Origin of the sequence: Pedobacter sp. (assembly GCF_035566355.1) — a bacterium.
In the GTDB taxonomy this organism is placed as follows: domain Bacteria; phylum Bacteroidota; class Bacteroidia; order Sphingobacteriales; family Sphingobacteriaceae; genus Pedobacter.
Map to the genome: position 1 here is coordinate 1 of NZ_DATMRL010000427.1, position 5,253 is coordinate 5,253.

The window sequence follows — 5,253 nt, forward strand, 5'->3', positions numbered from 1 at the left end:
CCCGAAACTGGAAAAAAGGAGGCCTTTGAATATGTTGTACCAATCAAAGACCCCAAAAATGTAAATAAAAGACGTATGGAGGCAGGATTTGATTCTACGGTTGAAGAAAATGCCCTTCGATTAGGTGTAATCTATAAGGCATATACTTTGGAAGAAATCAAAGTCAAGACGAAGACGGAAAAGTAAGGAGTTATTTTTCGGCGTGTAGTCCAATTCGGTTACCCTCGCTGTCCATAATTATAGCTATAAATCCTGGTGGGATCTGGATTTTTGGCGAGATGATCTTGCCACCTGCTTGCTCTACTTTGTCTAAGACTGTCTGTATGTTTGGGCTCGCGTTGATGTAAATTAACGTGCCACTAGCAGAGGGTGTGTTTCTTTCTGACTTAGATAATACTCCGGTTACTCTTCCCGAAGTAGCCTGGATTACATTTGGATCGTAAGGAAAGAAAATGCTTTCATCTGTTCCATCATTTCGTTTGATCATTTTAATATCTAAAATGGTTTCGTAGAAGGTTTTTGCCCGGTCAATGTCGGCTACAGGAATTTCAAACCAGGTCAGGATGTTTGCTTGCTCGTCAATTTTTCTCAATTGTTGCATAATTTATTTTTTAACATTTATATTTTGTTCATTACAAAATTCAGCAAAGCGAATAAGCTTATCCTGTGACGATCGTCACAAAATTATTGGATCCGTCTTTTTCTGATCCTGCTCAAAGTTTCCCTCGCAACTCCGAGAAATGAGGCCAGTTGTGTCAAAGAAACTCTTTGCAGCATTTCGGGATGATTAAGCTCTAAGTAGGCCAGACGTTCCTGAGCGGTATACAGCTTGAATATGGTGGAGAATTCTTCTTGCTTTGAAGCGAATAAACGTATGCAGTTGCGTCCTAAGGCCTCGATTTGCGGTGATTGTTTTGCGGCTTCAAATAATTTTTGCTTATCGAAAATGACAACTTCTAGTGATTCGCAGGCGATAATGTTAAATTTTGATTTTTCTCCGCTGCCAAAGCTGTTGATGTTTGTAGCAATGTCATTTTCAAAGAAGAAACCTGTGTTTTTAATGGTTCCATCAAGTTGATAAAAGCTCTTGCAATAACCTGTTTCTATGTAAAATAAGGATTGGCAGACAGTTCCTTCTTTTAGTAAGTAGCCGTTTTTATTGAACTGTCTTTTTGATAATGCGGGTTGCAATAGGCTCCAGCTTTCTTCTGAAAATTCGGTTAGGGAATGTATATATTTTAATAGTTTTTCCATTTATGTTGTGGAATCAAAGGTGAGTAATTGTTCCTGATTTGCGATGTACTATTGTTTTAGGTTTTTTTTAAACTATAATTAGGTAAGATGTACTTGGCTAGAATTTCAAAAGCCTGTTTTCCTTTATAAGACCCGTAATTTTTTTGGGTGAAAACGACGATGAGGTTTAGCCGTTTGTTTATAAAAATAAATTGCCCGCCGTTACCTGATGCAAAGAGTAGATCTTCCTGTAAATCTTTCGTTTTTATTTTTTCGCTGTACCAGTAAAAACCATAATAGGTGGGTTGTGGTATGGCAAATTTACTTCTGCTTGATTTCATGTTGGAGAAGTCTTGGATGGCGATGTCACAACGGGTAGATTCGTTGATCCATTTTTTTGAAACGATCTGCTTGCTGCCCCAAAGTCCTTTATCCTTAACCAACTGACCAATTTTCATCATGTCCAGGGATCTGATGAAGAATGATCCGGCGGTCATCCCATTTCCACTGGGATCTATAGTCCATTTATAACGGGTAATTGCAAGTGGCCTGAATAAATATTTATCTGCAAAATCCTGAACAGACATATGGCTAGCTTTGCAGATTACACCACCTAAAATCATTGGATCGATAGAGGTATAGGACCATACTTCACCCGGCTTGTTTTTCATTGGCAATGCTAATGCGTATTTAACCCAATTCTTGCTTAAACTCATTTCCTCCTCACAATCTTTGGTTCCGTTAAATTCCTCGCAATCGACTCCTGATTTCATTTCTAACAGATTTTTAATGGTCATGAGTTTTTTATACGGATCGGTTTTTAAGAATGGATACTCCGGGAAAAAAGTATAGATTTTCTGGTTAATATCTTTGATAAAACCTTTGTCGATGGCGATTCCAATTAGCAAACTGGTAACCGACTTAAAGGATGAGCGGGAATCGTTCAGAGAATCCTGGCCAAAACCATCGAAATATTGTTCATAGACCACTTGATTGTTCTTTGCGATAAGAAGGCTGCGAATACCAGCATAATGATTTTTTGTAATGGAATCGGTCATTTGACGCAGTAGTGAATTTACCGTGTGGTGCTGATTTTGTGCAAGGCTATTAACACTGCCAATCAAGAATAATAGGCAAGCGAAGAAGTTAATTTTCATCTATATATTTTTAAAGGTTATGAAGCTATCATGTACTACACATGATGGTTTCATATCCAAGATACTTTCGGTTTAACCCTTTGCTTTCCAATGTTTGAGTTCTTCGGCAATGAAATAATGAACCAGATCTGTATATACTTTTTCAATAACATCTGGATCAAGACTTTGTATTTCAGCCCATTTCCTTCTTTCTAAAAGCATTGCAGCAAATCTTTCCGGTGCCTTTACAGAGGTTTCGCTGGTTTTAAATTTAGAAGCTGCTTGTACGTATTGGTAGCGTTTGCCGATTAGGGAAATGATTTGCTGGTCTATTGAGTCTATTTCCTGGCGGATGTCTGTCATGTTTTCACAGGCTTCCGGTTGTTTTGTGTTGTGCTCAATTGTTTTATCTGGCATAGTTTTTTAAAAATAGGGATGATTGTTCTGGGAATTTAATAAATTGTAGAACACTGCTAACAAGAGATGAAAAAAATAATCTTTAGGTTTTGGATAATCAATTTTTTAATAAGTATAGCGCTATTTTTTATTTATAGAGTTGTTATTGCGGAAACAAAGCCAACTGACGGAGGCTTCTTTGAAACAGTTTTGTACATTTTAGATATACTATTAAATTTAGGTCTTTCTTCTATATATCTTGTTGTAATGGTTATTTGTTCTTTAGCTTTTTTTCTAAATCTAATAGGAAATATTAGAAATAATCGCTTTTTATCGTTTTTGACCTTTTTGGGCTTCCCTCTAAGTTGTGTTACTTATTTAGTCATTAATGTATCAATTGATTTTCTTTTATACAATGTAAGTTTTTTGACAACTTTAATGATTTTTTCATTAATATATTTATTCTTTACGACCATAGAGTTTTTAATGTTTAAAAGAAGGTTAAAGGTTTGCGAATTGAAGGAATGAGAAAGAGTGGCAAGCAGGTTTTACTTCGAAAATACATTTGGGTAATCCCAATGGATTTTTAAGAACTCACCAAAGCCACTTAGTAAATCCAAAATACGTAAAGAGCTGGCTAAAAGAAGACGGTGGCATTCTACAGTTAATGTCTGGCGAAAGAATACCCATTTCCAAGCCCAACAAGGACACCGTAAAACAAGCCTTGCAGCAGCTCTAAGTAAAAAGGAGGTTTTTGTTTGTTCTGAGTTGTCACAGTTAAAAGCATGATTAATAAGTTAAAAATTCAATAATGCATAAGATACTAAACTACTGTATTGCCGTAATTTGGGCAATTAATGGCTTATTCTGTAAGGTGTTGAACCTTGTTCCAAGGCATGAAATGATCGTTTCAACCATCTTAGGCAGTGAACATGCGAGATTACTTACATCGATAATAGGAATACTGGAAATTATGATGTCTATATGGATTCTAAGTAGATTTAAAAGTAAGTTAAATGCTATAACACAGATAATTATTATTGGGACCATGAATACGCTTGAATTTATTTTTGTTCCTGAATTATTGCTGTGGGGCAAATTCAATTCTATATTTGCAGGTATGCTAATTTTGACGGTTTACTATAACGAGTTTGTTCTCAACAAAAAAAGTACTCAAAAAGCCTAATGTTTTCATTTCTAAAGAACCATCCGTTTGCTGTTGAAGCTTTTTTTGAAAGCTCGCTTGTTTTGACATTTGCGGTTCCAAAAGTTCAGCTCCAAAATCTTATCCCTGAATGTTTGCAGCTAGATATATTTCAGGATGAATGGGCATTTGTAGCTGTCGCGATGGTACAAACAAAGGCATTGCGGCCAAGGGGCTTCCCAAGAGTTATGGGCAATGACTTTTTTCTAATCGGTTACCGCGTATTTGTTCGCTATACCAATAGCCGTGGAAAGTATCTGCGTGGTTTATATATCCTAAAATCCGAAACGGATAAAAAGAAAATGGAATTTGTGGGTAATATCTTTACCCATTATAAGTATACAACAACAGATATCAACAAAATTGAGCAAACAAACACACTGGAAATAGCTTCAATTAAATCAAAATTCAGAATGACTGTGGGAAAAGCTGAAGAAGTACCTCTACCAGAACATTCACCATTTAACGATTGGAAGGAAGCAAGAAAGTTTGCAGGTCCATTACCGTTCACTTTTACATATAACCCACAAACTAAAGAAGTTTTAATTATTGAAGGTGTAAGGGAAAACTGGATACCAAAGCCAGTAAAAGTTATAGATTACGATTTTGAATTTTTACGCGTATTGAACTTGAGAAATCCCATATTGGCTAATGCCTTTATTATTGAAAACATTCCATATTATTGGAAGAAAGGAAAAACGGAACAATGGGGCTAGAAAGAAAAAGTTTTCAGGGCGTTTTTAATATTTTAAGTTTCAACCGACATTTTTATGTACTGGGATTGTGTGCTTTGGTATTATTAATTATTAGCCATGCCACAATTGAATTTTCAGATCAGGTGTTTTGGATAATAGTAATAGCATTTCTTTATGGCCTGATCATGCCTTTGATCGTTTCGGCTTACGTATATGATTTTTCGGGATATTATAATTTTCATTGGCTTAAAAATTCTGGAATAGATCCCAATGCAAGAAGCATCGTGAATATCAACGCAGGATTTGATGAAACAAGCTTTATTATTAAAAGCAATTTCCCACAATCGGACTTAAAAGTATTTGACTTCTATGACCCGAAAAGGCATACCGAGCCTGCTATTATCAGAGCCAGAAAAGTTAGTTTGACTTACCCAAATACGGTTGAGATAAAAACAAGCATAATTCCGTTAGAAGATAATTCAGTGGATATTATTTTTCTTCTATCTGCTGCTCACGAAATCAGGAATTACAAAGAGAAGGTTGTTTTTCTAAAGGAATGCTACCGCATTTGCAAGCCAAGCGGAAAGGT

General features: G+C 35.9%; 9 protein-coding genes. 5 read left to right on the top strand and 4 right to left on the bottom strand.

Annotated elements, in window-relative coordinates:
* On the top strand, positions 1-186 hold a 186-nt coding region (locus tag VNZ46_RS16450; RefSeq protein ID WP_325561150.1), incomplete at its 5' end, for a hypothetical protein.
* A gap of 4 nt (positions 187-190) precedes the next feature.
* On the opposite strand, the gene VNZ46_RS16455 is transcribed toward VNZ46_RS16450, so the two are convergent.
* From VNZ46_RS16455 to VNZ46_RS16470, 4 genes are all read right to left on the bottom strand, one after another.
* Positions 191-601 (bottom strand): VOC family protein, encoded by a 411-nt coding sequence (locus VNZ46_RS16455; protein WP_325561151.1) that lies wholly within the window; start codon positions 599-601, stop codon positions 191-193.
* A gap of 83 nt (positions 602-684) precedes the next feature.
* Complete coding sequence (locus VNZ46_RS16460; protein ID WP_325561152.1) at positions 685-1,254, bottom strand: Crp/Fnr family transcriptional regulator; 570 nt, start codon at positions 1,252-1,254, stop codon at positions 685-687.
* 56 nt (positions 1,255-1,310) lie between these two features.
* Positions 1,311-2,390, bottom strand: coding sequence for a serine hydrolase (locus tag VNZ46_RS16465; protein WP_325561153.1), 1,080 nt, complete (start codon positions 2,388-2,390; stop codon positions 1,311-1,313).
* 72 nt (positions 2,391-2,462) lie between these two features.
* Positions 2,463-2,786 (bottom strand): isochorismate lyase, encoded by a 324-nt coding sequence (locus tag VNZ46_RS16470; protein ID WP_325561154.1) that lies wholly within the window; start codon positions 2,784-2,786, stop codon positions 2,463-2,465.
* Positions 2,787-3,330: 544 nt separating this feature from the next.
* Between VNZ46_RS16470 and VNZ46_RS16475 the strand changes: the two genes are divergently transcribed.
* The 4 genes from VNZ46_RS16475 to VNZ46_RS16490 all read left to right on the top strand — a co-directional run.
* Positions 3,331-3,504, top strand: coding sequence for a LytTR family DNA-binding domain-containing protein (locus tag VNZ46_RS16475; RefSeq protein ID WP_325561155.1), 174 nt, complete (start codon positions 3,331-3,333; stop codon positions 3,502-3,504).
* A gap of 72 nt (positions 3,505-3,576) precedes the next feature.
* Entirely contained in the window at positions 3,577-3,951 is a 375-nt protein-coding gene (locus VNZ46_RS16480) for a DoxX-like family protein (protein WP_325561156.1), read from the top strand.
* Positions 3,951-4,685 (top strand): DUF2071 domain-containing protein, encoded by a 735-nt coding sequence (locus tag VNZ46_RS16485; protein WP_325561157.1) that lies wholly within the window; start codon positions 3,951-3,953, stop codon positions 4,683-4,685. Before VNZ46_RS16480 ends, VNZ46_RS16485 begins: the two co-directional genes overlap by 1 nt.
* Positions 4,652-5,253: methyltransferase domain-containing protein (locus VNZ46_RS16490; protein WP_325561158.1), on the top strand; the 602-nt coding region annotated here is incomplete at its 3' end. The genes VNZ46_RS16485 and VNZ46_RS16490, both read left to right, overlap by 34 nt.

Bases quoted from the DNA above. Each gene is read 5' to 3' on its own strand.
- VNZ46_RS16460 (WP_325561152.1), bottom strand. From the start codon at position 1,254: ATGGAAAAACTATTAAAATATATACATTCCCTAACCGAATTTTCAGAA.
- VNZ46_RS16480 (WP_325561156.1), top strand. From the start codon at position 3,577: ATGCATAAGATACTAAACTACTGTATTGCCGTAATTTGGGCAATTAAT.
- VNZ46_RS16470 (WP_325561154.1), bottom strand. From the start codon at position 2,786: ATGCCAGATAAAACAATTGAGCACAACACAAAACAACCGGAAGCCTGT.
- VNZ46_RS16465 (WP_325561153.1), bottom strand. From the start codon at position 2,390: ATGAAAATTAACTTCTTCGCTTGCCTATTATTCTTGATTGGCAGTGTT.
- VNZ46_RS16485 (WP_325561157.1), top strand. From the start codon at position 3,951: ATGTTTTCATTTCTAAAGAACCATCCGTTTGCTGTTGAAGCTTTTTTT.
- VNZ46_RS16455 (WP_325561151.1), bottom strand. From the start codon at position 601: ATGCAACAATTGAGAAAAATTGACGAGCAAGCAAACATCCTGACCTGG.